Genomic DNA, 25,430 nt, shown 5'->3' with positions numbered 1-25,430 from the left:
CCCACCGCCCGGTGAGACGGCGGCGGCACGGGAGGAGAGGGCATGAGCCTGCTGGCCATCGAGGGCCTGTGGAAGAACTACCGCGGCCACAGCGTGCTGCGCGGGATCGACCTGGAGGTCGAGCCGCACGAGGTGGTCTGCCTGATCGGCGCCTCCGGCTCCGGCAAGTCCACCCTGCTGCGCTGCGTCAACCTGCTGGAGACGGCCGACGACGGCACGATCACCCTGGACGGTGAGGAGATCACCGACGCCAGGACCGATCCCGACGACGTGCGCAAGCGCATGGGCATCGTGTTCCAGGCGTTCAACCTGTTCCCGCACATGAGCGTGCTGGACAACATCACGCTGGCGCCGCGCAAGGTGCACAGGACGGGCAGGAAGCAGGCCGAGTCGCAGGCCCGCGACCTGCTGGCCAGGTTCGGCCTGGCGGACAAGGCGGACGCCTACCCCGACCAGCTCTCCGGCGGCCAGCAGCAGCGTGCCGCCATCATCAGGGCCCTGGCCACCCAGCCTCGCCTGATGCTGCTGGACGAGGTCACCTCGGCCCTGGATCCGGCGCTGGTCAAGGAGGTGCTCGGGATCATCCGGGAGCTCAAGGAGGGGGGCATGACCATGGTCCTGACCACCCACGAGATGGGTTTCTGCCGCGAGATCGCCGACACCGTCTGCTTCCTCGACGGCGGCGTGCTCCTGGAACGAGGCACCCCCGAGCAGATCTTCACCGATCCTCGTGAGCCCCGTACCAGGGAGTTCGTACAGAGTGTGATCGACGCCCGGCGCCTTTGACCTCTTGCCGCTCCAGGGTTTCCGGGCTTGCCGAGGCCTCGGCGGACGGTCTCAGCGGCGGTGCCTGCCGCGGGGCCCGGCGGCGGGTCCGGGTCCGGGGCCGGGGCCGGGACCGCCGGGCGGACCGAACGGAGGACCGGGCGGACCGGGCGGGCCCGTCCGTCCGTCCCCGGGGCCGTAGTGGGAGCGCCCCGGGGCGGGACGTGCGGGAGTCTCGGGGAGAGGCCGCGCCGTCGTGGCGAGCACGCTGTTGCGCCTTCCGTACACCAGGTAGACCAGCACGCCGAAGGCCATCCAGATGATGAAGTACAGCCAGGTGATGAGCTGCAGGTTCACCATCAGCCACAGGCAGGCGAGGATCGAGGCGATCGGCACGCCGGGAGAGAGCGGGGTGCGGAAGCCTCGTGGCAGGTCCGGCATCGTCTGCCGCATCCTGACGACCCCGCCGGCCACGGCGATGAACACGAACAGGGCCCCGATCACGACCAGCGGTTCGAGCGTCAGCACGTCCACGAACTCGGCCAGCAGGATCGCGAGGAATCCGATGGTCACCGTGACCCTCGTCGGGCTGCGGTAGCTACGGTTGATCTTGGAGAGCGAGCGGGGGATCAGCCCGTCGCGCGCCATGGAGAACAGCACGCGGGTCAGGCCGACGAGCAGCACCAGGACGACGGTGGTGAGGCCGAGCACCGCCCCGATGTTGATGACGTGCACCATGAAGCCCTCGCCCGCCTCGCGGAAGGCGCTGGCGAGCGGGGCATCCGTGGAGATCTTGTCATACGGGGTCATCCCGACCATGATCACCGCGACCGCGATGTAGATGACCGTGGTGAGCACCAGCCCGCGGATGATGCCCTTCGGGATCGACCGCGGGGCGTCCTCGGACTCCTCGGCGGCGGTGGCCACGACGTCGAAGCCGATGTACGCGAAGGTGATGGCCGCCGAGGCGGCGAAGATGCCGAACCAGCCGAACGTGCCCGTCTGGCCGAGGAGGAGGCCGAGCAGCGGGGAGTGCAGGGCTTCCTCTGCCCTCCCCGCGGGCACCGCCGGCACCGGGATGGCCGCGAGGTTGCGCTGGTCGAAGTGGAGGGCGCCGACCACGATGACCGCGCCGATGGCCAGCAGCTTGGCGACCACGATGACCCACAGGGTGCGCAGTCCGACGCGGGCGCCCAGGGCCACCACGGCGGTGAGGATCGCCAGGATGAACAGCGTGAACAGGTCGAAACCCGTGGTCTGGCCGACCATGCCCGCGATCACCTCGGGAAGGCGTACGCCGAGGTCGGTGAGCATCTGGGCGGCGTAGAGCGACCAGGCGCGGGCCACCGCCGCCGTGGCCAGCAGGAGTTCCAGGACCAGCGCCCAGCCCACGATCCAGGCCCAGACCTCGCCGAAGATGACGTAGGCGAAGGTGTAGGCGCTTCCCGAGCTCGGCATGGCGGAGGACAGCTCGGCGAAGCAGAAGGCCACGAGCAGGCTGGTGATTCCCGCGATCATGAAAGAGAGGATCACGCCCGGTCCGGCCATGTTCGCGGCCTGGCGGCCGGCGAGGCCGAAGATGCCCGCGCCGATCATGACCCCGACGCCGAGGACGATGAGGTCAGCCCCGCGATAGGCCGTGGGAAGGCCGTGGCGCGCACCGGTCAACCGGCCTGTGGCATGGTCCGGCGGCATGCGGCGAACGATCGACGAAGAAGGACCTTCGGGCACGACGCGACCAATCGTGGTGGGCTGATAACCCTATATTGTGGGACTCGTTTCACAGTGCCGCAGGGGAGTTCCACCGGACAAGGGTTATCCGGTCACGTCGTGGACACCACAGTGTCACGCCTGGATCACCTGCCGGAGGACACCGTCCGTCACGGGCGAACCGCCCGCCGTCTCGCCTCCCTGGCGTCCACCCGGCCGCTTCGGCCGGTTCAGTCGCTTCAGCCGCCGACCACCAGCCACGCCCTGCCGTACGCCCGCGTCGACAGGGTGACCAGCCGGGCCGTCATCCACAGCCCGAGCGCCAGCCAGAGCGTCACCAGGCCGCCGCCCCGCAGGTCCACCAGGAACGCGGCGGGCAGGTAGGCGATCGTCGTCCACACCCCCGCCCAGGCGAGGTAGCGCCGGTCCCCGGCCCCGATCAGCACGCCGTCCAGCACGAACACCACCCCGGCGACGGGCTGCAGGGCGGCCACCACCCAGAGCAGGTCGAGCAACTCCGCGGCGACGACGGGGCCGGCGTCGAACAGCGCGGGCACGAAAGGCCTGGCCAGCACGATGAGGAAGCTGAGCAGCACGCCCGAGCCGACCCCCCAGACGACCATCCTCCCGGTCGCGCCGCGGGCTCCCGCCACGTCGCCGGCGCCCAGCGCGCGGCCGGTGATCGCCTGCCCGGCGATGGCGATCGCGTCCAGGGCGAACGCCATCAGGGTCCAGATCCTGATGGCGACGGTGTGCGCCTCGATCTGCTGCTCTCCCATGCGGGTGGCCGCGGCGGTCGCGACGGCCAGGACCAGCTGAAGGCACGCCGTACGGATGATCAGAGCGATTCCGGCCGAGCCCGCCGCCCGCACGCCCGCCAGATCGGGGCGGAACGGCGCGCGGTACCGGACGAGGATCAGCAGGAGATAGACGGTGGCGGCGAGCGACTGGGCCAGCACGGTGCCCCAGGCCGAGCCCGCGATCCCCCAGCCCAGTCCCAGGACGAACACGATGTTGAGCACGGCGTTCAGCGCGAAGGCCCCCACCGCCACCACCAGCGGGGTGGCGGTGTCCTGCATGCCGCGCAGCACGCCCGTGCCCGCGAGCACCAGCAGCATGGCGGGGACGCCCAGCAGGCTGATCCGCAGGTAGGTCACCGCCTGCCGGGCGAGCTCGCCCTCGGCGCCGATCAGGTGAACCAGCGAGGGAGCCAGCGGCCAGACGACCACGATGATCGCCACTCCCACCCCGGCGGCCAGCCAGAGGCCGTCCACCCCCTGCCGGAGCGCCCGCCCGGTCTCGCCCGCCCCGATCTGCCGTGCCACCGCCGCGGTCGTGCCGTACGCCAGGAACACGCACAGTCCCACCAGGAAGCTCAGCACCGTGCTCGCCACTCCCAGGGCGCCGAGCGCGGGGGCGGGCAGGCGGCCGACGACGACGGTGTCGGTCAGCAGGAACAGCGGTTCGGCCACCAGGGCGCCGAACGCGGGCAGCGCCAGCCGCAGGATCTGCCGGTCGTGGTCGCGACCGGATCCGCCGGACCGGCCGGATCCGCCCGATCCACCGAAGCGACCGGATCCGTCGGCCCGGCCTGATTCGCCGGACCGACCTGATTCGCCGGACCGACCTGATGCGTCGGATCGACCTGATGCGTCGGATCGGCCGGATCGGGACCGTTCGGATCGGCCGGATCGAGGGGTAAGAGGCACTCGTCTATTGTGCCTCTTACCACCGGATGGATCTTCAGCGGGATGAACCCGTCAGAGGGTGTCATCTGGGGCGACTTTCGGCGTGTCGTGCCAACTTTCTTTTCTCCACAGGCAGTGGATGACGTTTCCCCTGGTCACAGAGGTATCCACAGCTGTGGACAACAGTTATCCACAGAACTGTCCCCAGGGTGCCCACACCTCTGGGGAAGAAGTGCACAGCTTATCCACACCTCTGTCGACAGGCCGCGTTGCCAGCCGGGCGTGAAGCCGCGAAACTGTCACACCGATCGGCTACAAATAGAGATAACGTAACTGTGTTCGAAAGAGGGGGTGTGTGGTGAGCATCGCGGAGCCGCCGGTCTTCGAGCCGAGATTCGAGCGCACCCCACCGAACAACATCGAGGCCGAGCAGTCGGTCCTGGGCGGCATGCTGCTGTCCAAGGACGCCATCGCCGACGTGGTCGAGATCCTGCGGTCCGACGACTTCTACCGTCCGGCCCACCAGATCATCTACGACATCATCACCGACCTCTACGGCCGGGGCGACCCCGCCGACGCCGTCACCATCCTCGACGAGCTGCAGAAGCGGGGCGAGGTCGCCAGGATCGGCGGCGGCGCCTACCTCCACACGCTGACCGCCGTCGTCCCGACCGCGGCCAACGCCGGTTACTACGCGAGGATCGTCCGCGAACAGGCCATCCTCCGCCGCCTGATCGAGGCCGGCACCCGCATCGTCTCCTACGGCTACGGCGGCCAGGACGAGGAGGTCGACGACCTCGTCGACCGCGCCCAGGCGGAGATCTACAAGGTCACCGAGCGCCGCACCTCCGAGGACTACATCCCGCTGGCCGACATCATGCCGGGCGCCCTCGACGAGCTGGAGGCCATCGGCGGCCGCAGCGGCCAGATGGTCGGGGTCCCCACCGGCTTCCAGGACCTCGACTCCCTCACCAACGGCCTGCACCCCGGCCAGATGATCGTCGTGGCCGCCCGTCCGGCCATTGGGAAGTCGACTTTGGGGCTGGATTTCGCGAGATCTGCCGCTATCAAGCACGGTATGACGACTGTGGTGTTCTCGCTGGAAATGTCGCGTAATGAGATCACGATGCGTCTGCTGTCGGCCGAGGCGCGGGTGGCGCTGCACGCCATGCGGTCCGGCACCATGACCGACGACGACTGGGCCAAGCTGGCCCGGCGGATGGGCGAGGTGGCCGAGGCCCCGCTGTTCATCGACGACTCGCCCAACATGTCGATGATGGAGATCAGGGCCAAGTGCCGCCGTCTCAAGCAGCGCAACGACCTGCGGTTCGTCATCATCGACTACCTGCAGCTGATGTCCTCGCCGAAGAAGACCGAGAGCCGCCAGAACGAGGTCTCCGAGATCTCCCGGGCCATCAAGCTCCTCGCCAAGGAGCTGGAGGTCCCGGTGATCGCGATCTCCCAGCTCAACCGTGGCCCGGAGCAGCGGACGGACAAGAGGCCCATGGTCAGCGACCTGCGCGAGTCCGGAAGCATCGAGCAGGATGCGGACATGGTCATTCTTCTCCACCGGGAGGACGCCTACGAGCGCGAGTCGCCCAGGGCGGGCGAGGCCGACCTGATCGTGGCCAAGCACCGTAACGGTCCCACCGCCACGGTCACCGTGGCCTTCCAGGGCCACTACAGCCGTTTCGTCGACATGGCCCCTCACTAGACCTCGCGCGACGCGGGTCCTCGTTTCCCGCGGCTGGGCCACCGCCCGCGGTTCGGTGATCCACGAGTGCCGGTTGGAGCTCACCCGGCCGCCGCACGGCCCTGTTCTCCTTGCTCTTCCTCTCCGCCCCGTCCGCGTCTTCGCCGCGCCCGCCGGATCGGCGGGCCTGTGTCGCTCACGTGGATGTTTGCCCACTGGGGAGCGGGTAAGAGCCCGCTCGCAGGCAGAAAACTCGCAGGTAGAAGAGAGGCGTCGGGGCCCGGGGGTGGGGTCGCGGCGCATCCGGGGGACAGGAGCAGGACGTGCCCGACGCGGTGCTCAAGGCGGTGCGATCACTGCCGGAGCAGACCTTCGCCACCCTGGCGGAGGTGGCGCAGACCCTCGGTTACGGCAAGGAAGAGACGGGACAGGGCTGAGACCCGCGGGTGATCACGGTTTCTCGTACGGACGGCCGTGATCACATACGGCCTGATCATGAGGGGGTGAGGGCATGGGTGCTGTTGCGGTGATCGTGGTGGACATGCTGAATCCCTACGACCACGAGGACGCCGACACCCTGGAAAAGAGCGTCGAGCAGATCGTGGAGCCCCTGGCGAGGCTGATGAGGCGCGCCCACCGGCATCGAGACGCCCGGCTGATAGTCGTCAACGACAACCACGGCGACTTCGCCGCCACGACCGAGGACCTGCGGCGGCGCGCCCTGGAGGGCCGGCGCCCCGACCTGGTCGAGCCGGTGCTTCCCCCGGACGACTGCGCCTTCATGCCCAAGGTGCGCCACAGCGCGTTCTTCGGCACGCCACTGGAGTACCTGCTGCGCCGCGAGGAGATCGACACCGTCGTGCTGGCCGGACAGGTCACCGAGCAGTGCGTGCTCTACAGCGCGCTGGACGCCTACGTGCGCGACTTCTCCGTCCGGGTGGCCAACGACTGCGTGGCCCACATCCACCCCGACCTCGCCGAGGCGTCACTGCGGATGATGGAGCGCAACATGCGCGCCGACCTCCTGCCCGCAGACCGGTGCCTGGAATGACAGGCCGCGCGCACGCCGTCTCTCGTTGTTGATCACGATTTTTCTCACCATGCGTACGGCCGGGAGGTTAGCTCGGGAAAGACGAGGGCATCAGGGGCGTACGGTACGTGTGTTCGATAAGTCCGTATATGAACGTATATGGCCGCATCGGCACCGACGGTCGCGCCGTCACCGTGGCATGCACCTCCATCGGGTCGGGAGCGATCCGGCGGCGCGACCCCAAGACGAGACGCCCTTCCAGAAGATGAGACCGCCAAGTTTTTCCCCGAGTCCTTCACCTGAGCCTTTCGTCGCCATGGGAGATCGTGATGCAGCTTCCCACGCCCCGAGGTCCTCTCACCGCCGCGCTCTTCGAACGGCTGAGGCACCCGCCGCACACCTTCGATCCGCCGTCGGCACCGGCCGGAGGGCCGGCCGTCGAGGATGAGGACCTCCAGCTGGCGCTCTTCGCCTGCTACGAACTGCACTACCAGGGTTTCGAGGAGGTGCGGCAGGAGTGGGAGTGGGAGCCGTCGCTGCTGGCGGCCAGGAAGGCGCTGGAGCGGCGATGGGAGGAGGGCCTGGCGCGGGCCGTGCCGCGTCCGCCGTTCATGCCGGGTGTGCCCATGCGCCGCGCCCTGGCCGAGCTGGTGGCCGCCGACGAGGGGCCCCGCCTGTCGGCGTTCCTGGCCAGGCAGGCCGACCTGGGACAGTTTCGCGAGTTCGTCACGCACCGGTCGATCTATCACCTCAAGGAGGCCGACCCGCACACCTGGGCGATTCCCCGGCTGAGCGGCCGTCCCAAGGCGGCGCTGGTGGAGATCCAGGCCGACGAGTACGGCGGCGGGCGCGTCGAGCGGATGCATTCGGAGCTGTTCCGGGCCACCATGCGCGGGCTGGGCCTGGACGACTCCTACGGCGCCTACCTTGAGCGGGTCCCGGCGAGCACGCTGGCGATCTCCAACACCATGTCGCTGTTCGGGCTGCACCGGCGCCACCTCGGAGCGTTGCTGGGCCACCTGGCGGCGTTCGAGATGACCTCCTCGGCGCCCAACCACCGCTACTCCCTGGGCCTGCGCAGGCTGGGCGGCGATGAGACGGCGCGGCGTTTCTACGACGAGCACGTGCAGGCCGACGCCGTCCACGAGCAGGTCGCGGCGCACGACATGTGCGGCGGCTTCGTGGCGCAGCACCCCTCGCGGGCCGGTGACGTCCTGTACGGCGCGGCCTGCGCCCTGGCCCTGGACCGGCTCTTCGCCGAGCACGTCATGGATCGCTGGCGGTGCGGTGTCTCCTCACTGCGTGAGGCGCGTGAGGCGGACCTGATGGCAGGGACCCGGTGACAGGCCTGGAAACGGGCCGGGAGACGGATCTCGACACGGACTACGTGCTGCCGCTGCGCTGGAGTGACGACGCCGGGCTGGCGGAGCTGACCGCCTACCTGCGTCGGCTGCGCTCCAGCGTCCGTGTCATCGTCGTCGACGACTCCCCGGCCGGGCTGTTCGCCCGGCACGCCGCCCGCTGGGACGGCCTCGCGCTGCACGTACGACCCGACGGCGACCTCGACTTCGCCAACGGCAAGGTCAACGGAGTGATCACCGGGATGCGCCTGGCCCGTGCCGAACACGTGATCATCGCCGACGACGACGTCCGCTACGGCGAGAGCGAACTGGCCCGCCTCGACGCCCTGCTGCGGAAAGCAGACCTGGTCCGCCCGCAGAACCACTTCGACCCGATGCCGTGGCATGCTCGCTGGGACAGCGCCCGCATCCTGCTCAACCGCGGTTTCGGCGCCGACTACCCCGGTACGTTCGGGGTGCGCCGCTCGACCTTCCTGGCGATGGGCGGCTACGACGGGAACGTGATGTTCGAGAACCTCGAACTCATCCGCACCGTCCGCGCTCACGGCGGCCGCGAGGAGCGCCCCCTCGATCTCTACGTCCGCCGCCTGCCGCCCGATCCGCGCCACTTCTGGTCCCAGCGGGTGCGGCAGGCCTACGAAGACCTCGCGCAACCGGCCCGCATGGCGTTCTTTCTCGCCATCGTGCCCGCGCTGGCCGTCGCGCTGCTGCGGCGGCGCCCGGGGCCGGTCCTGGCCGGTGCGGGGATGGCGATGGGCCTGGCCGAGCTCGGCCGCCGCCGCGCGGCCGGGCGGCGGGTCTTTCCCTTCACCACCACCCTGTTCGCCCCGGTGTGGCTGTTGGAGCGGGCCGTCTGCAGCTGGCCGGCCCTGGCGGCCCGGTTCCTGCGCGGCGGGATCTTCTATGCCGGGCGCCGGATACCGCTCGCCGCGCACTCGTCCCGCCGGCTCAGGACGCGAGCTCAGGCCACCGCGTCGGGCTCGCTCGCGGCCCGGAAACCGGACCGCTTGTGCGAGCCGTCACAGAACGGCTTGGCCGAGGATCGGCCGCAGCGGCACAGCGCCACCGTCGCCCGGCCGGGATCGATGACGGTCCCGTCCTGAGTGAGCAGGGTGAACGGCCCCCGGATCAGCAGCGGCCCATCCTCACACGGGGTGATGCTGACCGAATCATCCATTTTTAGCGCCATATGAGGCCTTGTGCCCGACACGTCCGCGAAAAAACACCGATCGCCTCCCTCGCGGCCCGGCTCGGGTCCCGGCCCCTTTTTCCGAGGCCGGACCCCGAGGGCCGGCCTTGAGCGAGTGGTCGGTGTCGGGCGGCCGTGCGCCCTGAGCGGTCGTCAGGTACGCCCCGCCCTGTGCCCGCGCCGGCCGCCGGCACGTCGGTGGGCTGCCCGGTCGGGGAGAACGCCTCCGGTCCGCTCTGGTCGGGCTTGGGGGCAGGGGCGCCCGAGGTTCGGTCGGCTCCCGCAGCGACGGCGTCTCGCCGCCCGGCTCGACCGCGGCCACGTCCGCGGGAAGGCTCCGCGGGGCCGCCTGGTCGCCGCGGCTCAGGGGGTCAGGACGATCTTCCCGGTGGTGCGGCGGGTCGACAGGAGCTCGTGTGCCTTGGCCGCCTCGGCCAGCGGCAGCACCTGATCCAGGTGGACCCTGAGCCGGCCCGACTCCGCCAGGGCCGTCAGCCGTGACAGGTCGGCCGCCGAGGGGCGCACGCTCACCACCGCCAGCCGTACGCCCAGCTCGGCCGCGCGTTCCCGCGTGATGCCGAGGTCGCCCCCCAGCGCTCCGACGAGCAGGCCGCCGGGCTTGAGCGCGGCGGCGGAACGTTCCCCGTACTCGCCGCCCACCAGATCGAACACCACGTCCACCGGTGCGGTCTCCGCGACGAAGTCCGCGGTGGTGTGATCGACCAGGGTGTCCGCGCCGAGCTCGCGCAGGAGGTCGTGCTTGGCGGTTCGGGCGGTACCGGTGACGTGCGCCCCGAAAGAGGCGGCGACCTGGACGGCGAGGTGGCCGACCCCTCCTCCGGCGGCGTGCACGAGAACCCGCTGTCCCTCGGCGACACGGGCGATGCCGACCAGCGCCTGCCAGGCGGTCAGCCCGGCCAGGGGGAGCCCTCCCGCCTGCTCCACGGGCAGCGCGGCGGGCCGGTGGACGATCTCGTTGGGCGAGGCGAGCACGTAGTCGGCGTAGGCGTTGCCGGCGCCGGGGAAGGCGAGCAGGCCCAGCACCTCGTCACCGGGGGCGAACGCGGACACGCCGGGCCCGGTGGACTCGACCGTGCCCGCGACGTCCCAGCCGAGGGTGAAGGGCGGCGGGCCGAGCAGCGGGAAGAGGCCGGAGCGGACCGCTCCGTCGACCGGGTTGACCCCGGCGGCCCTGACCTTGATCAGGACCTGCCCGTGATCCGGCTCCGGCCGGTCGACCTCGGCGACATCGAGCACGGAAGGGTCGCCGACGGCGGACTGGGTGATGACGCGCATCGTGATCTCCTCTGAAGGGAAGTTCTTCGGGATCAATCGTCGGCGACACCGGTATCTCATTGAAAGAAGGCACCTTTTGGATATATAGGTACCTCATGGAAACTACTTCTGGCCTGCGGGAGCACGGCGCCGCGAACGCGTACCTTCGGGAGTGCGGCTCGCGGAAGGTCCTGGAGGCGATCGCCAACAAGTGGACGTGCCTGCTGGTGGACGCCCTGCGGGACGGCCCGGTCCGGTTCGGGGTGCTCCGCCGCAGGATCGACGGGATCACCCAGAAGAGCCTCACCCAGACGCTGCGGAACATGGAACGCGACGGGATGGTGACCCGCACCGTCTACCCGACGATCCCGCCCCGGGTGGAGTACGAGCTCAGCGCGCTGGGGCGGAGCGTGGTCACGCTGATGGAGGGCGTCAAGAGCTGGTCGGAGAAGCACGTGGCCGAGATCATGGCCGCTCGCGAGCTCTACGACCTCCGCGCGGCCGAGGAACCCGGGCCCGTCCAGGTGGGCTGAGCGGACCCGGGCGTGTCGCCGACCGTCACGCGTGCGGGCCCGTCCAGCGGGCCCGAGCGGAATCCGAGCGCGTCATCGGCCGCCACGCGCGACGGCGCCCGCCGCCCGGAATCGTGTTCCGGGTGACGGGCGCCGTCGTCTCCGGGGTCACGGATGGCTCGTGGCCGCCGTGGATCCCCTCCGCGTCCGGACGCTCACGACCGCCGCGTGATCCCCGGACGTCGTTCTACCAGCCGCTGCCGGACCGGTAGAGCTGGCCGCGCACCGCGCCGCCGCCGAACTCGGTGGTGTGCAGGTTGGTGTACCAGTTCTTCGGGTTCTTCTTGATGCCCCGGGCGATGTCGGACTTCACCGACGCGGTGCCGGCGATGCCGGTGACGCCCTTGGGCAGGCCGTTCGTGTCGGCGAAGAAGTCGATCACGACATCGCCGTTCTTGCCCTTCTTGCCACGGTGGATGTGCCCGTTGGTGGGGGCGGCGAGCTTCTCCCAGATGGTGGCGTAGTAGACCTTCGTGCCCTTGATGCCGACAAGCCACTCGGCGCGGCCGTTCGGGTCGCCGACCTTCTTGCCGGGGGCCGGGACCTCCTGGCGGCCGTCGGCGTTGGAGTGGTAGCTGGGGTGCACCCCGCTGGCCAGCACGTTGGCCAGGTTGGTCGGGTGGATCCGGTGCATCTGGGCGCGCACCGCGCCACCCGGGAACTCGGCGGTGTGCAGGTTGAGGTACCAGTTCTTCGGGTTCTTCTTGATCCCGGACAGCAGGCCGCCGTCGTTGACCTTGACGCTGCCGAGGATGGCCTTGCTGCCGCCCGGCAGGGCCTCCATGAAGAAGCCGACCTTCACGTCGCCGTTCTTACCGGCCTTGCCCTGGTGGATGTGGAACGCGGTGGGGGTGGCCGTCCCCTCCCACCGTACGGCGTAGGAGACCTCGTTGCCGCGGATGCGGACCACGGCGATGGCCTTGCCGTTCTTGTCGCCGACGGCGGGACCGCCGCTGACCGGCACCTCGTTCTTACCGAGCAGGGTGCCCGCGAAGTAGGCGTCGGCTGTGCTCGCGGTATCAGACTGCGTGGCCGAGGCTGTGCCGGCCTGTGCGGCCTGCGCGGCCGGGGCGAGGGCCGAGGAGAGCAGGGCCGCGGCGATGGCCACGCCGGAGACGGTGAGGGTGCGCTTGGACATCGTGAACCTCTCGTAGCTGTAAGGGGCTGCTGCGTGCTTCTGCCGGTGGTACGGCGCCACGGCTACATATGGTTCAATCTTCAAATACGTAAAAAAGCACATGGGGAAACGGCCCCGGAGAGGCGCTCCCGTTCCGGGGAAGGGCTAGGATGCCCCGCTCAGACCATGACGGTGAGCAGCGTGTCGCCGCCGGTCGTGCGCACCTCGAAGCGGTCTATCCCGGCCGGCCCCCAGGCGACCCCGCCGTGCACGTAGAGCGGTTCGGGAGAGCCCGGCACCCCGTAGCCCCGCTCGGGCACCGCCCATCCGGTGACCACGCGCCGCTCGCCGCTCCGGGAGACGGCGACCAGCTCGCACTCCAGCGGCCCCTTGACGCCCCTGAGCTCCAGGGCGGCGTGGGTGCCCCAGCCCTTCGTCTCCAGCACCAGGCCGCCGGTGACACCGGAGGCACCCGTGCCCGCGAGCGGCGTGCCGGACCGGTAGGCGTCCTCGGCGGGGCCGTGCGCGGAGTGGCCGACGGGGGCGCTCCCGCTCTCGCCGGAGATCGAGGTGCCCACCGCGATCCCACCGGCGACCAGGGTGACGGCCGCGGCGGCGCCGATCACGAACGTGCCCCTGCGGGCGCGCCGGTCGGCCGCCTTGCGGCGGCGCAGCAGGTTGACCACCTCGGCGGGACCCCGGTCGCCGGTGTCGGCGTCGTCGCGCTCGTCTTCCAGGGGTCCGATGCCGGCGAGGGCGCCCGCCACCCCGGACAGCTCCTGAAGCTCTGCGGTGCAGGACGGGCACGAGGCCAGGTGGTTCGAGAAAGCCGTCCGGTCGGGCTCTTCGAGGATGCCCAGGGCGTACGCGCCCACGTCGGTGTGCTCCACCTGCGAGGTCATGCCGTCACCCCTCTCTCCTCAAGGGCGACGCGCAGCGCGCGGAGGGCGTAGTACGCCCTCGACTTCACCGTGCCCACCGGGATGCCGAGCGTCTCGGCGGCCTCGTTCACCGACCGGTCGCGCAGGACCGTCTCCCTGAGGATCTCGCGGTGGGCGGGAGACAGCGAGTCGAGCGCGTCCGACACGACGACCTGTCGCAAGAGATCTTCCATCTGATCGGGCATGGGCACACTCTCCAGTGGTCCCTCACCCGCCTCGTGGGGACGCGCGTCCTTACGGCGTTGGTCGTCGATCACGATATGCCTGGCGACCGTCGCCAGCCAAGGCATCAGGGACGACACGTCGGCGTCGAACCGGTCCGCGCTGCGCCACGCCCGGACCATGGTCTCCTGCACCACGTCCTCGGCCCACTGCACGTCACCGCGGGTGAGCCGTACGACGAAGGAGAGCAGCGGCCGGTGGTACGCCCGGTACAGCTCCGCGACGATCAGCTCGTCGTCGGGGGCGTCGACCGGTCGCAGACGGCGGGACCGGTTCCGCCGGTCACCGGGCCAGGAGGAGGCTTTCACGTCGAGGTTCTCTCCGGAGAAATCGGCCGGCGGGGAGGGGCAGGCGTCCTGCCGCGTCATCACGCGCGCCCCGCGGTTCGCGCCGGGGGGTCGTGACGGGTGCACGGGGCGGTATCGCCTGCCTCATCGTGGGCGCGGATGCCGGACGGCGGTTCCGCGATCACCGCGGTGCCCGCTGGAGCGGGCCGCCGCAGGGCGTTCACGATCACGCTGTGCCCTCCGGGGGTCGGCCGCCGGACGATTTTCCGGTGTCGGCAGGCAGTACGGCGCCGGATCCCAGGAGGTTCAACGGATCGCGTGGATTTTCGATTATTAGCCGAACTAGCCTCTCATAAGAGGAAAAATCGGTTAATTCCCGGCAAAGGCATCTCTCCGAACCGGTGAGCCACCATGGTGTCTCCCGGCCGGGCACGGCGGGTACGGGGTGCGGGACCGGCCCTCGTACGGGGCGCGACAGATCGTCGTGCGGACATCGGGTGGCCGGTCTCGTGCGGCGTGCCGCTCGGGCCGCGGCACGCCGTGAGGGGCGGGCCGCGGTGATGTCACAGGACCGGGCGGACGTGGGTGATGAGGCGGCCGCCGTCGAAGACGTGCATGGCGATCTGCGGCGGCAGGTCGTAGTCGACGGGGACCGGGGCGTCGAGCTCCTGGTTGAGCCGCAACGTGGAGACGACCCCCGGGGCGACCGACAGCGGCAGGCCCGCGAAGGTGGTGCTCGCCGCGGTGTGGGCGTGACCGGTGATGACGGCCACCACCTGCGGGTGCCGCCGCACGACCGCCTCCAGCCGCTCCGGGTTCCGCAGCCGGATCGAGTCCACGTACGGGGTGCCCAGCGACACCGGCGGGTGGTGCATGCCCACGATGACCGGGGTGTCCGGGGTCTCGGCGAGCACGCCGTTCAGCCAGGTGACCGTCTCGTCCTCCAGGAAGCCCTCCGGCCGCCCGGGGACGCTGGAGTCGCACAGCACGACGGTGAGCCCGTCGAGCCTGAGGACCTGGTTGATCGGTCCGTCGCCGTCCTCGTCGAGGTCGAGCAGCGCCTTGCGGAACGCCGAACGGACGTCGTGGTTACCCGGGCAGATGATCGTCGGATGGCGCGTGGTCAGCAGCTCGCGCGCGATCTCGTACTCCTCGATCAGGCCGTTGTCGGCGATGTCGCCGGTCACCACGACCGCGTCCAGGGGGCCGGGCAGGTTCTCCAGGTGTCGCATGACGGATCGGGTCCTGTCGATGCTGCGGGGGGAACCGTCGATGTGGACGTCACTTACGTGCGCCAGGATCAGCATCAATCAAGAGTGACATATCCGGCTTCCTGTCGCCGGGCATCCGGAACGGAGGCCGGGAACGCACCGGGCGAGGAAAGCCGGTGTGAGAGGGAGAGCCGGCGGAACGGGGGACGACGCGAGTCGGGCGGCGTCCGGATCGAACTCCTTCGTCCTCACCATGAAGGAAACGAGAACAACCTGGAATGATCGGTCGAACGAGCCGTGGCCCGTCTCTGCCCCTGGTAAGAGACGGGCCACAGCGGATCGGAGGCGGTGCCCACCGGCTACTCCCAACGGAAGAGCCGCGTGGCCAGTCCGACCGTGACCAGAACGGTCACCGCCATCACCACCAGGTGCAGCGGCTGCGGAGCCTGTCCGGCCCACGTGTCACGGAGCGCGTCGGCGAACGGCGCCATCGGCAGGAAGTCCCCGATCCGCCGCACCACCTCGGGCATGAGGTCCCGGGGGATCCACATCCCCGCCATGAACATCAGCGGGAACATCAGCAGCGAGCCGATGCCCGGCGCCACCTTCGCGTTGGGCGCCAACGCGGCGATCAGCAACCCCAGGCCCAGCATCGAAGCCGTGCCGAGCACGAACACCCCCGCGAAGGCGAGCGGGCTCTTGGGCGGGACCGAGCCGAGGACGAGATAGCCCAGGCCGACCAGGAGGAGGGTGGCGACGATCGCCACCGCGAGGTTGTTGACGATCTGGGCGACCAGCAGCCGGACCGGGTTGACCGGGGTGGTGGACATCCGGCGCAGCACGCCGCTCTCCCGGTAGGTCACCAGCGTCGCCGGCAGGACGGTCAGCGCCATCGTCACCACCGCCAGGATCACCATCATGGCGGGCAGTTGGGTGTCGATGACCCGCTCCCCGCCCAGCTCCGGGACCTTCTCCTGGTAGCCGGGGATCTGCCCGAGCGCGAGCAGGAGGACGAGGGGCAGCATTATCGAGAAGATCGGGCCGCCCGGGTCCCGCAGGAAGAGCTTGGCCTCGGTCAGGAGCATCTTGTTCATCGGATACCTCCAGCGTGGAGACCCCGGGGGGTAGCCCTGGGGAGGAAACGCGGCACGGTGCCGCTCGATTCGGTAACCTGCTCGACGGTGGCGATAACCAAGCCGCTGTTCACATGATCAGAAGCATTCTCGCCGCCGGGCTGGCGGAGAGGCGAAACGCCTGTGGAGGGCTGACAGGACCCGACCTGCGAAAGCAGCGAGGGCACGGCTCCGTGAAACAGGAAGCCCAACCCGCGAGGGTTGGAATCCCCTGGCATCGGCCGTGGGGAAGATGTCAAGAGGAGATCTTCTTTCCGGTGAGGCTGAGGAAGGCGTCGTCGAGGGTGGCCTGCTCCAGTCGCAGGTCGGTGGGCACGGCACCGGCGGCGGAGAGGACGGTCGTGACCGCGAGGAGCAGGTTGCCGGTGCCGGTGACCGCGACCTGCTCGCCGCTTCGGCTCACCCTGGTCACCTCGGGCAGGGCCTTGAGCCGGGAGTCGTCGAGCGGTCCGGACAGCCGGAACCTGATGGTCTGCTGCCCGCCGACCTGGGCGATCAGGCCGGACGGGCTGTCCATCGCGACCACCCGGCCGGAGTCGATCAGCGCGAGCCGGTCGCAGAGCCGCTCGGCCTCCTCCATGAAGTGGGTGACGAGCAGGATCGTCACACCGTCCTCGCGGACCTGCTCGATGAGCTCCCAGGTGTCCCTGCGCGCCTGGGGGTCCAGGCCGGTGGTGAGCTCGTCCAGGATCGCCACGCGGGGGTTGCCGATCAGTGCCAGCGCGATCGAGAGCCGCTGCTGCTGGCCGCCGGAGAGCTTGCCGTAGGGGGTGTCGCGCTTGCCGGTGAGCCCGACGCGCTCCAGCAGTTCCTCCCAGTTCGCCGGATTCCGGTAGAAGGAGGCGTACAGGTCGAGCGCCTCCGACACCTTGAGCTTCTCCGGCAGCGTGGAGCTCTGCAGCTGGACCCCCAGCTGCTCCTTGAGCTCGGCGCGGTGCAGACCCCCGAGCACGCTGACGGTGCCGGAGTCGGGGACGCGCAGGCCGGCGACGCACTCCACGGTGGTCGTCTTGCCGGCGCCGTTGGGGCCGAGAACTCCAAAGATCTCGCCCTCTTCCACGGTGAACGAGACGTCGTCCACCGCCAGCTGGTCGCGGTACTGCTTGCGGAGGTTGCTGACCTCGATGACCTTCATGCTCACCGACGCTACGAGCCGCGACGCGCCCGGAGAATCCGTCTAAACCCCCGGCGGGGACGGGCCAGGCACCCACCGGGGGTGTGGTTACCCCCACCCCCTCACGGCACCCGTCACCACTGGGCACGCCCGGCCGGATCACCGACACTTGACCCATGAAGACGTACGCGGTGACGGCCGGCAGGGCACTGGCCCTGGGAGCGATGGCGCTGCTGGACACGGTCCTGGTCGTCGTGACCCTGGTCGCGTTCGTGCTGGCGTTCGGCCTGGGGATGGTCTTCATGTTCCCCCCGGCGGCCCAGCTGATCAGGCACCGCACCGCGCTCGCCAGGAGGCTGAACGGCACATGGCTCGGGACCGCCGTGCCGGCGCCCTACCTGCCCCCGCCGCTGCCGACACGGCCCCAGCCCGACGGCTGGTACCGCCACGAGCGCCAGCTCTACAAGACGCCGCGGTGGCCCGACTGGAACAACCGCTGGAAGTGGATCGTCGGCGACCCGGCCACCTGGCGGGACGGGCTCTGGCTCTACCTCAACCCGGTGGTCGTCTGCGCCCTCCCGCTGCTGCCCCTCACCCTGGCCGGATGCGCCGTCCTGGCGGCGTGGTCCGCGGCTCCCCCGGCGCTGCCCCTGGTCCTGGGATGCGCCTCGGCCGTCGCGCTGGCCGCGACGCCGCGCCTGCTGCGGGGGTACGCGTGGTGGAACCAGCAGCTGCTGTCTCCCACGGACAAGTCCGTGCTCGCGGCGCGGATCCAGCGACTCGACCAGGCGCGCCTGGCGACGGTCGACTCCCAGGCCTCCGAGCTGCGGCGGATCGAGCGCGACCTGCACGACGGGGCGCAGGCGAGGCTCGTCGCGATGGGCATGACGCTCGGCGCGGTCGAGGAGCTGATGGACAAGGACCCCGCCGCGGCCAAGGCCCTGCTCACCAAGGTCAGGGAGGCCTCCTCCACGGCGCTCGTCGAGCTGCGCGACCTCGTCAAGGGCATCCACCCGCCGGTCCTGGCCGAGCGCGGCCTCGGCGACGCCGTGCGCGCCCTGGCGCTGGACAGCCCGCTGAAGGTCACGGTCACCGTGGACCTGGACAGCCGCCCCGACTCGCCCGTGGAGTCGGCCGCCTACTTCTCCATCAGCGAGCTCCTCACCAACGCGGCCCGCCACGGCGGCGCCGAGCGGGTGTGGATCGACATCAGCAGCAACGACCACGCGCTGCGCGTGGTCGTCACCGACGACGGCTCGGGGGGCGCCGACCCGTCCCTGGGCAGCGGCCTGCGCGGCATCGAGCGCAGGCTGGCGGCCTTCGACGGGGTGCTCGCGGTCAGCAGCCCGCGGGGCGGCCCGACCACGGCCACGTTCGACCTGCCCTACGCCCTTCTGAGCGAGAAGGGGCCGGACTGCAAGCCGTCCCTGCCCCGCGGCAAGGCCGCCGTCGTCGGGATCTGCTGGGGGATCGGCTGGCTCCCGCTCTTCCCGCAGGGACTGGTGACGATGATCATGAAGCTCGTCGACACCGACAACCGCAGCTGGTTCCTCGCGCTCTACCTGCCCGAGCTCCTGCAGTGGCCGCTGATCGTCTTCAACATCCTCCTGGGCCTGTCCATGTACGCCGCGGGCATGCTCATTCCCGTCATGCACGCCCGCCAGCAGCGGCTGGCGGATGCCCTGCCGGTCCGCCTATGGTTGGGCCGGTGAGCCTGAGAGTCGTCATCGCCGAAGACCTGTATCTCCTGCGGGACGGCCTGGTCCACCTGCTCCAGGCACACGACTTCGAGGTGGTGGCCGCCGTGGAGTCGGGGCCCGAGCTGCTGGGGGCGCTGACCGGGCTGCGGCCCGACGTGGCGGTGGTGGACGTGCGCCTGCCGCCCACGTTCACCGACGAGGGGCTCCAGGCCGCGCTGGCGGCGCGCCGGGCCGTCCCCGGCCTGCCGGTGCTCGTGCTGTCCCAGCACGTCGAGCAGCTGTACGCGCGAGAGCTGCTGGCCGACGGCTCGGGGGCGATCGGCTACCTCCTCAAGGACCGGGTCTTCAACGCCGAGCAGTTCGTCGACGCGGTCCGCCGGGTCGCCGCGGGGGGCACCGCGATGGACCCGGAGGTGATCGCCAAGCTGCTGGCCAGCACCGCCCGGCACCAGCCGCTCGGCGCGCTGACCCCGCGTGAGCGCGAGGTGCTGGAGCTGATGGCCGAGGGCCGCTCCAACGCGGCCATCTCCCAGCGCCTGTTCCTCAGCGAGAGCGCGGTCGGCAAGCACACGGCCAGCATCTTCGCCAAGCTCGACCTCGCCCCCTCCGACGACGACAACCGCCGCGTGCTCGCCGTCCTGACCTACCTCAACGCCGCCCGCGGCTGAGGCTGCCCGTTCCCTTTTCCCCGACCGGGTAGCGGTTCTGTCGGTCTCAGCGGATAACGTGCTGTTGAAGTACGGCTTCCGCGTGTGGGGGTGCCGTTCGGGACGAAGGGATGATCAGGTGAAGTTCCGGGTTAACCGTGATGTCCTGGCCGACGCGGTGGCCTGGGTGGCCCGGGTGCTGCCGAACCGGCCGGCCATTCCCGTGCTCTCCGGCCTGCTCCTGGAGGCCGACGACGCAGACCTCGTGCTGTCGGCCTTCGACTACGACGTCTCCGCCCGCGTCTCGATCGACGCGGTCGTGGCGGAGCCCGGCCGGGTGCTGATCCCGGGCCGGATCCTCGCGGAGATCACCCGCAGCCTGCCCGGCGAGGTGGTGGAGGTTCTCACCAGCGGTTCCGAAGCGGTCCTGACCTGTGGCAGCGCGGAGTTCGGCCTGCTGACCATGCCGGTCGAGGACTTCCCCTCCCTCCCCGAGATGCCGCCGAAGATCGGCGCGGTCGGCGGCGTGGTCTTCGCGAGCGCGGTCGGCCAGGTGGCTCCGGCGGCCAGCCGCGACGAGAGCCTTCCCATGCTGACCGGCATCCGGGTCGACATCTCCGGTGACGACGTGACCATGGCCGCCACCGACCGCTACCGCATCGCGGCCAGGGAGTTCGGCTGGCGCCCCGAGGTGGCCGGTGCCACGGCCGCCGCGATGGTGCCCGCGCGGGTCCTCGTCGACGTGGCCAGGTCGCTGCGCGGCGGCGAGGTGTCGGTGGCGCTGGGCGACGGCGTGGCCGGTTTCGAGAGCGTCGGCCGGGCCACCACGGTCCGCCTGCTCGACGAGCAGTTCATCGACTACCGCTCGCGGCTGACCGACGACTGGTCGATCCGGGCCGACCTGCCGGTGGCGCCGTTCATCGACGCGATCAAGCGGGTGACGCTGGTCGCCGAGCGCAACACCGCGGTCCGGCTCTCCTTCGGCCAGGGACAGGTCCTCATCCAGGCGGGCGACGGTGACATCGGCCGGGGCACCGAGGTCGTCGACGCCGAGCTGTCCGGCGCCGACATCCAGATCGCCTTCCAGTCCCAGTTCCTGCTCGACGGCCTGAGCGGGGTCGAGACCGAGCTCGTCCGGCTCAACATGGAGTCGCCGAGCCGCCCGGCCCTCATCACGGAGGTTCCCGGCGACGCCGCCCCCTCCTTCCGCTACCTCGTGATGTCCCTGCGCCTGACCTGACCCGTCCGGTGCCTCGGGCGCGAGGCAACGGACGGTGCTTCTCATGATGTGGGCCCCCTCACCGGCGGTGAGGGGGCCCACATCATGAGAAGGCGAAGGAGGACAGGGTCAGAGGGAGAGCTCCTGCTCCTCCGTCAGGGCGATCAGGATGTGCTCCATGCACGCGTGACCCGCGCGCTCGGCGGCGGCGGCGTCACCGACGGCGATCGCGCGGGCGATCGCCTCGTGCGGGATGTACGTGCTGTTCAGGGTGCTGTTCAGTGAGGTGCCCGCGGCGGTGATGCTGGCGCGCAGCGCCGCCGAGAAGTCCTCGTAGAGATCGATCAGCACGAGGTTGTGGGTGGCGCGAACGACCGCCATGTGGAAGGCGAGGTCGGCCTCGACGAACGCGTCGGGCTCTCCCCTCTCCCAGGCCCGCTCCCGCTCGGCCAGCGCCGCCTCGATCCCCGTGATGTCGGCGTCGGTGCGCCGGGTGGCGGCCAGCCTGGCGGCCTCCACCTCCAGCGCGCGCCGCACCTCCAGGATCTCGAGCTGCTCGGCGGTGCGCAGCCGCCGCAGCATGGCCCCGGAGAGCTCGCTCGTGGCACGGACGTACGTCCCGTCGCCCTGGCGACATTCCAGCAACCCGGCGTGTGTGAGGGCACGCACCGCCTCGCGCACGGTGTTGCGCCCCACCCCGAGCTGCTCGGCGAGCACGGTCTCGGTAGGAATCTTCGCGTGCATCTGCCAGGAGTTAGAAGTGATCTGCTCCTTGAGTTGGTCGATCACTTGGTCGACGAGGGATGCTCGCTGCGCCGTACGCAGACTCACCGTCCGCCTCCTCCGGAGAAACCAATCATCCTACGAGTCAATGACTGGTAGACCCTAGTTATTCCGGAGGTGCAAAAACAAATCTGGAACTCCAGAAGTGGGACCGTCTTAACGGACCAGAGCCGAATCGACTGTCATGCCCACCATCGCATCGCGCACTCCGGCAGTCTCAAGAGCCCTACGATACGCACTGGTCTGCTCCTCGACCACACCGGCCTGGCCGTACAGGTCTCCCAGGTCACGCCAGGTCCGCGCGGCCTCCCGGTCGGGACCGGAAAGCTCGTGCCGGACGCCGCTCAGCATCTGCTTGGCGGCGCTCAGGGCCGTCGTGGCGGCGTCGTCCTCGCCGCGGGTGAGCGCGGCACGGGCGAGGACCAGCTGCACGCCGGCCCCGACGGCACCCGCCTGGTCACCCAGCGTGTCGAGGGCGGTTCCGGCCAGGGCGGTGGCGCCCAGCACGTCTCCGGCCCCCAGCTGGAGGTGGGCGCGCACGACGAGACTCCTGACGTACTCGTGGACGTGCTCGGGGAACACGGCGAAGACCTCGCTCGCGGCGGTCGCGAGCTCGCGGGCCTCGTCGAGCGGCTCGTCACCGCCGGCGGCGGCGAGACGGGCCCAGTCCGTCGCGATGAGGGCGAGCTGCGAGGCCATCCGCGCCGGGCGGCCGGTCGCGATCGCGTCGTCGGCGAGGCGGACGGCCAGCGCCGAGTCCTCGCCGTCGGCGGCGGTGATGCTCGCCTGCCAGAGGGCGTGGATCTCCGCGGTGCGGTTGACCACGGCGGGAACGCCGTTGACCGACAGGATGTTCCGGACGTAGGACATGCTCGGCGAACCGGACCCGCGGGTGCCGCCGATCCCCACCAGGGAGGCGGCCAGCTCGATGGCGATCTCTCCCTGCGCCAGGGGCAGCCGGTTGATCTCCCCGAGCGCGTGGACGGCCAGGTCGCGGGCGCGGAGGATGTCTCCGGCGCGCTGGTAGCAGCGGCTCAGCGCCACCGCCAGCGGCAGGTCGGCCAGACGCTCGGGATGGGTGGCCGCCTCGCGCCGGAGGCGCTCGAACGCCTTCACCGCCGGGCCGATCCTGCCCTGGACCTCCAGGGCACGGGCCCGGCCGAACCGCGCGTGCGCGGCCAGCATGGCGTTCTCCTCGCCGGCGACCTTGACGATCTCGCCGAAGCGGTCCGCCGCGACGGACGGATTCCCGTGGAGGAGCTCCAGCTCCGCGTGGCGCAGGCCGAGTTCGGTGTCGATGCGCTGGCGCGGCTCGATCCCGTGCAGCAGGAACTCGGTGGTGCATCCCAGGCGCTCGGCCAGCAGGCGGGCGACCACGGGGGTCGGGGTCCGCTTGCCGGACTCGATGAGGGAGACGTAGCTGTCGGAAAGGTCCGGCCCTGCGAGCTGGGCCTGGGACATGCGCCTGCTCAGGCGCAGTCCGCGGACGCGGTCACCGATGGTTCCCTGACTCGGCATCTGATCTCTCAGGGCGGGGGATGGTCAATGTTCTCGCCATGATTGCATGAAGCGGTCGAATCAGGTAACCCCGAGTGAAAAATCTTCACCGGAAAGTGTCAACAGCCCTCATGCCCCGCGGATCCATGATTCCTGCGCCATTGCGGACGCAGGACGCTAATCATCTGAATCGTTACCCCCGGGGAAGAGCATCTGGCAGACCTCCAGATAGAGGGTCTCCGGGTACGGAATGTAATTGACCCTCGACAGGGCCTGGTCCTGGCCGGCCGACTCCAGGACGAACTCGCCGTAGCCCAGCATGCGGCCGAGAATCGAGCGCTGGAAACTCATGTCGGTGACCTTGCCGAGCGGCATCATGTCGACCTTGCGGGTGATGAGCCCCGTGGTGAGCAACATTCGCTTGGAGGTGACGACGAAGTAGTCGACGGACCACTCGGCGACCTTCCAGACAAAGCGGATCAGCAACAGCAGCCAGGCCCACCAGACGACGACGAGCGCGCCGCCACCGCCCTGGTCGCCGAACCACTTGCTCAGCAGTCCGGCGAGGATCAGGCCGCCGAAAACCTCGGCGACCGCGCGAAGCAGCACGGCCGGGTGGCGCCGCACCATGATGACCTGGTGTTCGTGGGGGAGCAGGTAGCGGTTGACCGACGAGGGAGCGGAGTCCCCGTGGGTCACGAGCCTCATGACAGATGTGAGACGAATTGGGCCAGAGAATCGGCCGCCGTGTAAACCGTGTCCATGGCACCTTTCACAGCGTTGGCCGCGTCACCTGGTCGTGTGAACAGGAAAAACGCCACGAATCCGACAGCGCCGTACGTCAGCACCTTTTTGACCTGCACCTTGGCCTCCTACTACCGCTCACCCACTGCACCCGCCATATACATTACCCAGGGCCATGCCGAGGTAAAGCGCATCGGCCGATTCGGTCTCGTGCGCGTCGCGAGAATCCTGTCCGGGGTCCTCGCGGGTCACGTTCCGCCGGCGCGCCCGCCATCAGTCCGCCGCCCGCGTCACCCGCGCTCGCTCGCGACCAGCGCGAGGACCTCGAGGTGCTTGCGGGCGATCCGCTCGACCAGTGCCGGATGGGCGTGGCCGACGACCTCCAGCGCTCCGTAGTGGGCCGCCTCTATGCAACGGGTCACCGTGGTCGCCGGATGGATCTCCGAGAACTCGTCCCTGAGCGCGGCGCTGAAGTCCGCGTACGGGTCCGGCTCGGTGTCCGGGATGATTCGCTCGCTCATGGTTCTCCCTGGTGTGCGCCCGCGGCCTCGGCGGACCGGGGACACAGAAGAGATGTCTTCGCCACGCTTAGTACCCGGGGAACCGCATTATGTAACGGTCGGTGGGTAGAAGAACCATCCTTTAAGGGAAAAGGATGGTGCTGGAATCTCGGAGGCGGGAGCCGCGGCGTCCGGACGGGCGCCGGACGGGATGCCGGGAGCGCTTCAGACGACGCCGTAGAGGCGGTCTCCCGCGTCGCCCAGCCCGGGGACGATGTAGCCGTTCTCGTTCAGCCGCTCGTCCAGGGCCGCGGTCACCAGGCGGATCGGCTTGCCGGTGCCGGCGAAGGCCTCGTCGAGGTGGGCGATCCCCTCGGGCGCGGCCAGCAGGCACAGCGCGGTCACGTCGTCGGCGCCCCGGTCGAAGAGGAACTTGATCGCGGCCGCGAGGGTGCCGCCGGTGGCCAGCATCGGGTCGACCACGTAGACCTGGCGGCCCGAGAGGTCCTCGGGCAGGCGGGTGGCGTAGGTCTCCGCCTCCAGCGTGGACTCGTTGCGGATCATCCCGAGGAAACCCACCTCGGCCGTCGGCAGCAGCCGGGTCATGCCGTCCAGCATCCCCAGCCCCGCGCGCAGGATCGGGACCACCAGCGGATACGGGTGCGCCAGCCGCACGCCCCTGGCGGGGGCCACCGGGGTCTCCACCGACCACTCGGTGACGCGGACCTGCCTGGTCGCCTCGTAGGCCAGCAGGGTCACCAGCTCGTCGGCGAGACGCCGGAAAGTGGGGGAGTCGGTGTTCACGTCCCGCAGCGCGGTCAGCTTGTGGGCCACCAGGGGATGGTCGACGACCAGGGTTTCCATGGTGGTCAAAGGTATCCTGGGCCGGCGGGCGGCGATGAGCCGGGGGGAAGACGGGCCACACCTGTTCGACATCGCCCGCTCACTCGGATTTGATCACAATTTGGTCGGAGAGGCCCACGTCGGTGCTTCGCTTCTGAAAGCATTGACCTCCGTAGAGAAAGCATTCGG

Annotated in this window: 25 protein-coding genes and 1 pseudogene; 9 read left to right on the top strand and 17 right to left on the bottom strand. The window is 70.1% G+C overall.

Features of this window, described 5'->3' with window-relative positions; translation table 11 throughout:
* Window positions 1-42 precede the first annotated feature (42 nt).
* On the top strand, window positions 43-786 hold the full coding sequence (locus ACTOQ1_RS26165; protein ID WP_440070659.1) for an amino acid ABC transporter ATP-binding protein: 744 nt from the start codon (window positions 43-45) through the stop codon (window positions 784-786).
* A 51-nt stretch (window positions 787-837) separates the two neighbouring features.
* Here the strand turns inward: ACTOQ1_RS26165 and ACTOQ1_RS26160 are convergent, their stop codons facing one another.
* The 3 genes from ACTOQ1_RS26160 to ACTOQ1_RS26150 form a co-directional block, all read right to left on the bottom strand.
* The gene (locus ACTOQ1_RS26160; RefSeq protein ID WP_440070658.1) at window positions 838-2,460 is read right to left on the bottom strand and encodes an APC family permease; all 1,623 of its coding nucleotides are present in this window, start codon (window positions 2,458-2,460) and stop codon (window positions 838-840) included.
* A 254-nt stretch (window positions 2,461-2,714) separates the two neighbouring features.
* On the bottom strand, window positions 2,715-3,947 hold the full coding sequence (locus tag ACTOQ1_RS26155) for an MATE family efflux transporter (protein WP_440070657.1): 1,233 nt from the start codon (window positions 3,945-3,947) through the stop codon (window positions 2,715-2,717).
* The gene (locus ACTOQ1_RS26150) at window positions 3,923-4,249 is read right to left on the bottom strand and encodes a hypothetical protein (protein ID WP_440070656.1); all 327 of its coding nucleotides are present in this window, start codon (window positions 4,247-4,249) and stop codon (window positions 3,923-3,925) included. The genes ACTOQ1_RS26155 and ACTOQ1_RS26150 overlap by 25 nt, the downstream gene beginning before the upstream one ends.
* 272 nt (window positions 4,250-4,521) lie before the next feature.
* On the opposite strand from ACTOQ1_RS26150, the gene dnaB reads away from it, so the two are divergent.
* From dnaB to ACTOQ1_RS26130, 4 genes are all read left to right on the top strand, one after another.
* Window positions 4,522-5,877 carry a replicative DNA helicase gene (gene dnaB / locus ACTOQ1_RS26145; RefSeq protein ID WP_344744206.1) on the top strand — a complete coding sequence of 452 codons (1,356 nt, stop codon included), beginning with the start codon at window positions 4,522-4,524 and terminating at the stop codon, window positions 5,875-5,877.
* Between the two features lie 490 nt (window positions 5,878-6,367).
* Entirely contained in the window at window positions 6,368-6,907 is a 540-nt protein-coding gene (locus tag ACTOQ1_RS26140; RefSeq protein WP_440070655.1) for a cysteine hydrolase family protein, read from the top strand.
* A 308-nt stretch (window positions 6,908-7,215) separates the two neighbouring features.
* A complete protein-coding gene (locus ACTOQ1_RS26135; protein WP_440070654.1) occupies window positions 7,216-8,229 on the top strand; it encodes an iron-containing redox enzyme family protein in 1,014 nt (337 codons plus the stop codon).
* Complete coding sequence (locus ACTOQ1_RS26130) at window positions 8,226-9,350, top strand: glycosyltransferase (RefSeq protein WP_440070653.1); 1,125 nt, start codon at window positions 8,226-8,228, stop codon at window positions 9,348-9,350. Before ACTOQ1_RS26135 ends, ACTOQ1_RS26130 begins: the two co-directional genes overlap by 4 nt.
* Here ACTOQ1_RS26130 and ACTOQ1_RS26125 read toward each other — a convergent pair.
* Together ACTOQ1_RS26125 and ACTOQ1_RS26120 are read right to left on the bottom strand one after the other, a co-directional pair.
* A pseudogene (locus tag ACTOQ1_RS26125) lies at window positions 9,314-9,424 on the bottom strand (hypothetical protein); the annotation flags it as partial. The gene ACTOQ1_RS26130 and the pseudogene ACTOQ1_RS26125 overlap by 37 nt on opposite strands.
* A gap of 375 nt (window positions 9,425-9,799) precedes the next feature.
* Entirely contained in the window at window positions 9,800-10,732 is a 933-nt protein-coding gene (locus ACTOQ1_RS26120; RefSeq protein WP_440070652.1) for an NADP-dependent oxidoreductase, read from the bottom strand.
* A 95-nt stretch (window positions 10,733-10,827) separates the two neighbouring features.
* Between ACTOQ1_RS26120 and ACTOQ1_RS26115 the strand changes: the two genes are divergently transcribed.
* Window positions 10,828-11,244 (top strand): winged helix-turn-helix transcriptional regulator, encoded by a 417-nt coding sequence (locus ACTOQ1_RS26115; RefSeq protein WP_440070651.1) that lies wholly within the window; start codon window positions 10,828-10,830, stop codon window positions 11,242-11,244.
* Between the two features lie 226 nt (window positions 11,245-11,470).
* On the opposite strand, the gene ACTOQ1_RS26110 is transcribed toward ACTOQ1_RS26115, so the two are convergent.
* The 6 genes from ACTOQ1_RS26110 to ACTOQ1_RS26085 form a co-directional block, all read right to left on the bottom strand.
* Complete coding sequence (locus ACTOQ1_RS26110) at window positions 11,471-12,421, bottom strand: CHRD domain-containing protein (RefSeq protein WP_440070650.1); 951 nt, start codon at window positions 12,419-12,421, stop codon at window positions 11,471-11,473.
* A gap of 158 nt (window positions 12,422-12,579) precedes the next feature.
* Window positions 12,580-13,302, bottom strand: a complete 723-nt coding sequence (locus ACTOQ1_RS26105; protein ID WP_440070649.1) for a zf-HC2 domain-containing protein — start codon at window positions 13,300-13,302, stop codon at window positions 12,580-12,582.
* Entirely contained in the window at window positions 13,299-13,931 is a 633-nt protein-coding gene (locus tag ACTOQ1_RS26100; RefSeq protein WP_440070648.1) for a sigma-70 family RNA polymerase sigma factor, read from the bottom strand. Before ACTOQ1_RS26100 ends, ACTOQ1_RS26105 begins: the two co-directional genes overlap by 4 nt.
* Window positions 13,932-14,413: 482 nt before the next feature.
* Window positions 14,414-15,157, bottom strand: a complete 744-nt coding sequence (locus tag ACTOQ1_RS26095) for a phosphodiesterase (RefSeq protein WP_440070647.1) — start codon at window positions 15,155-15,157, stop codon at window positions 14,414-14,416.
* A 263-nt stretch (window positions 15,158-15,420) separates the two neighbouring features.
* A complete protein-coding gene (locus tag ACTOQ1_RS26090) occupies window positions 15,421-16,155 on the bottom strand; it encodes an ABC transporter permease (protein WP_440070646.1) in 735 nt (244 codons plus the stop codon).
* 274 nt (window positions 16,156-16,429) lie between these two features.
* Entirely contained in the window at window positions 16,430-17,329 is a 900-nt protein-coding gene (locus tag ACTOQ1_RS26085) for an ABC transporter ATP-binding protein (RefSeq protein ID WP_440070645.1), read from the bottom strand.
* 155 nt (window positions 17,330-17,484) lie between these two features.
* On the opposite strand from ACTOQ1_RS26085, the gene ACTOQ1_RS26080 reads away from it, so the two are divergent.
* The 3 genes from ACTOQ1_RS26080 (at window position 17,485) to dnaN (ending at window position 20,895) form a co-directional block, all read left to right on the top strand.
* Window positions 17,485-19,020, top strand: a complete 1,536-nt coding sequence (locus tag ACTOQ1_RS26080; protein WP_440070644.1) for a sensor histidine kinase — start codon at window positions 17,485-17,487, stop codon at window positions 19,018-19,020.
* Between the two features lie 2 nt (window positions 19,021-19,022).
* Window positions 19,023-19,676 carry a response regulator transcription factor gene (locus ACTOQ1_RS26075; protein ID WP_329093772.1) on the top strand — a complete coding sequence of 218 codons (654 nt, stop codon included), beginning with the start codon at window positions 19,023-19,025 and terminating at the stop codon, window positions 19,674-19,676.
* A 118-nt stretch (window positions 19,677-19,794) separates the two neighbouring features.
* Window positions 19,795-20,895: a DNA polymerase III subunit beta gene (gene dnaN / locus ACTOQ1_RS26070; RefSeq protein WP_440070643.1), complete on the top strand. Its 1,101-nt coding sequence runs from the start codon at window positions 19,795-19,797 to the stop codon at window positions 20,893-20,895.
* A 108-nt stretch (window positions 20,896-21,003) separates the two neighbouring features.
* Here dnaN and ACTOQ1_RS26065 read toward each other — a convergent pair whose 3' ends face one another.
* The 6 genes from ACTOQ1_RS26065 to upp all read right to left on the bottom strand — a co-directional run bounded on the left by ACTOQ1_RS26065 (window position 21,004) and on the right by upp (window position 25,262).
* Window positions 21,004-21,705, bottom strand: a complete 702-nt coding sequence (locus ACTOQ1_RS26065; protein ID WP_344742921.1) for a FadR/GntR family transcriptional regulator — start codon at window positions 21,703-21,705, stop codon at window positions 21,004-21,006.
* A gap of 108 nt (window positions 21,706-21,813) precedes the next feature.
* Entirely contained in the window at window positions 21,814-23,175 is a 1,362-nt protein-coding gene (locus tag ACTOQ1_RS26060; protein ID WP_440070642.1) for a helix-turn-helix domain-containing protein, read from the bottom strand.
* 156 nt (window positions 23,176-23,331) lie between these two features.
* Window positions 23,332-23,862, bottom strand: a complete 531-nt coding sequence (locus tag ACTOQ1_RS26055) for a PH domain-containing protein (protein ID WP_329087979.1) — start codon at window positions 23,860-23,862, stop codon at window positions 23,332-23,334.
* Window positions 23,859-24,017 carry a hypothetical protein gene (locus ACTOQ1_RS26050; RefSeq protein WP_362688081.1) on the bottom strand — a complete coding sequence of 53 codons (159 nt, stop codon included), beginning with the start codon at window positions 24,015-24,017 and terminating at the stop codon, window positions 23,859-23,861. Before ACTOQ1_RS26050 ends, ACTOQ1_RS26055 begins: the two co-directional genes overlap by 4 nt.
* A 171-nt stretch (window positions 24,018-24,188) precedes the next feature.
* Window positions 24,189-24,419 (bottom strand): hypothetical protein, encoded by a 231-nt coding sequence (locus tag ACTOQ1_RS26045; RefSeq protein ID WP_329087977.1) that lies wholly within the window; start codon window positions 24,417-24,419, stop codon window positions 24,189-24,191.
* A gap of 204 nt (window positions 24,420-24,623) precedes the next feature.
* On the bottom strand, window positions 24,624-25,262 hold the full coding sequence (gene upp, locus ACTOQ1_RS26040) for a uracil phosphoribosyltransferase (RefSeq protein ID WP_440070641.1): 639 nt from the start codon (window positions 25,260-25,262) through the stop codon (window positions 24,624-24,626).
* Window positions 25,263-25,430: the final 168 nt, after the last annotated feature.

Source organism: Streptosporangium sp. OZ121, assembly GCF_051918885.1.
Classification (GTDB): domain Bacteria; phylum Actinomycetota; class Actinomycetes; order Streptosporangiales; family Streptosporangiaceae; genus Streptosporangium.
This window is presented reverse-complemented; position numbering and strand designations above follow the sequence as displayed.